Raw genomic sequence first — 2136 nt, forward strand, 5'->3', positions numbered from 1 at the left:
GATGTACACGGCGCGCCGCTGGGTGCCGCCGAAATCGCCGCCGCACGCGAAAACCTCAAGTGGCCGCATGCGCCATTCGAGATTCCGGCCGAGGTTTACAGCGCATGGGATGCCCGCGAAGCCGGCGCCAAGCGCGAAGCCGCCTGGAACGAGCGCTTTGCCGAATACCGCCGCGCCTATCCCGAGCTGGCGGCCGAATTTACCCGCCGCATGGCAGGCGAGCTGCCGGCACGCTGGGCCGAGCACAAAGCCGCCGCCTTGGCGCGCATTAATGAAGCCGCCCAGACCGTCGCCACCCGCAAGGCCAGCCAGATTGCCATCGAGGCATTCTCGCCACTGTTCCCCGAGTTTGTCGGCGGCTCGGCCGATCTGACCGGCTCCAACCTGACCAACTGGTCCGGTTCGGAATGGATAGATGCAGAAGGCAACGGCAACTACATCAGCTACGGCGTGCGCGAATTCGGCATGTCCGCCATCATGAACGGCATGGCGCTGCACGGCGGCATCCGTCCGTATGGCGGCACCTTCCTGATGTTCAGCGAATACGCGCGCAATGCGCTGCGTATGGCGGCGCTGATGAAGATCAACCCGATCTGGGTGTTCACCCACGACTCGATCGGCCTGGGCGAAGACGGCCCGACCCACCAGCCGGTGGAACAGACTGCGACGCTGCGCTACATCCCGAACATGGATACCTGGCGTCCGTGCGATACGCTGGAAACCGCCGTGGCGTGGGCCAGCGCGATCGAACAGGCCAAGCGCCCGAGCAACCTGATCCTCAGCCGCCAGAACCTGCCATTCGTGCCGCGCGACGCCCAGCAGATCGCCGACGTCGCACGCGGCGGCTATGTGTTGCGCGATGCCGCTGCACCTCAAGCCATCCTGATTGCCACCGGCTCCGAAGTCGAGCTGGCGCTGAAGGCAGCCGATGTACTGGCAGCCGAAGGCGTGGCGGTGCGTGTGGTGTCCATGCCGTCGACCAATGTGTTCGACCGTCAGGACAAGGCCTATCAGGCCAGCGTCTTGCTGGCCGGCGTGCCGCGCGTAGCCATCGAAGCCGGTGTCTCCGACTTCTGGCGCAAATACGTCGGCCTTGAAGGCGATGTGGTCGGTATCGACACCTTTGGCGAGTCGGCGCCGGCGCCGCAGCTGTTCAAGGAATTCGGCTTCACCGTCGACAATGTGGTCGCCAAGACCCGCGCCGTCATCGGCTAACAGACCGGCCACCCCGTCAGGGGTGGCCGTTTTTTTGCATTCCGCTTCCCCCCTATTCTCGGAGAGAAACTCAATGACCATCCGCGTTGCAATCAACGGTTACGGCCGTATCGGCCGTCAGGCCCTGCGTTCCATCTACGAATACAATCTGCGTGGCGACTTCGAGATCGTCGCCGTCAACGCCTCCGGCGACCTGGCGACCAATGCCCACCTGACCTCGTACGACACCGTACACGGCCGCTTCGCCACCCCGGTTTCACATGAAGGCAGCAACCTGATCGTTGACGGCGATGTGATCCCGTTCTTCTCCACCCGCAATCCGGCCGAACTGCCATGGAAAGAACTGAACGTCGATCTGGTGCTGGAATGCACCGGCGCCTTCACCTCCAAGGAAAAGTGCCAGGCTCATATCGATGCCGGCGCCAAGAAGGTGCTGATCTCCGCCCCGGGCGGTGACGACGTGGACGCCACCGTAGTGTTCGGCGTCAACCACGACGTGCTGCGTGCCGACATGACCGTCGTATCCAATGCCAGCTGCACCACCAACTGTCTGGCTCCGGTGGCCAAGGCGCTGAACGACACCATCGGCCTGAAAAAAGGCCTGATGACCACCATCCACGCCTTCACCAACGACCAGGTGCTGACCGACGTGCGCCACAAGGACCTGCGCCGCGCCCGTTCCGCCACCCAGAACATGATCCCGACCAAGACCGGCGCCGCCAAGGCCGTCGGCCTGGTACTGCCGGAGCTGAAAGGTAAGCTGGACGGTTTCGCCGTACGCGTGCCAACCATCAATGTATCGCTGGTTGACCTGACCTTCGAAGCCGGCCGCGACACCACGGTTGAAGAAGTGAACGCCATCGTCAAGGAAATGGCCGACGGCAAGATGAAAGGCGTGCTGGGCTACAACACCCTGCCGCT

2 protein-coding genes are annotated in these 2136 nt (G+C 63.4%); both read left to right on the forward strand.

Going from position 1 to position 2136, the window contains the following annotated elements:
* Positions 1–1215, forward strand: a 1215-nt coding sequence (locus tag EGI20_RS17670) for a transketolase-like TK C-terminal-containing protein (protein ID WP_498633027.1), incomplete at its 5' end; no start/stop codon positions are given.
* A 73-nt stretch (positions 1216–1288) separates the two neighbouring features.
* A partial coding sequence (locus EGI20_RS17675) for a type I glyceraldehyde-3-phosphate dehydrogenase (protein ID WP_498633028.1) occupies positions 1289–2136 on the forward strand: 848 nt, incomplete at its 3' end.

The organism is Aquitalea sp. S1-19 (assembly GCF_024343515.1).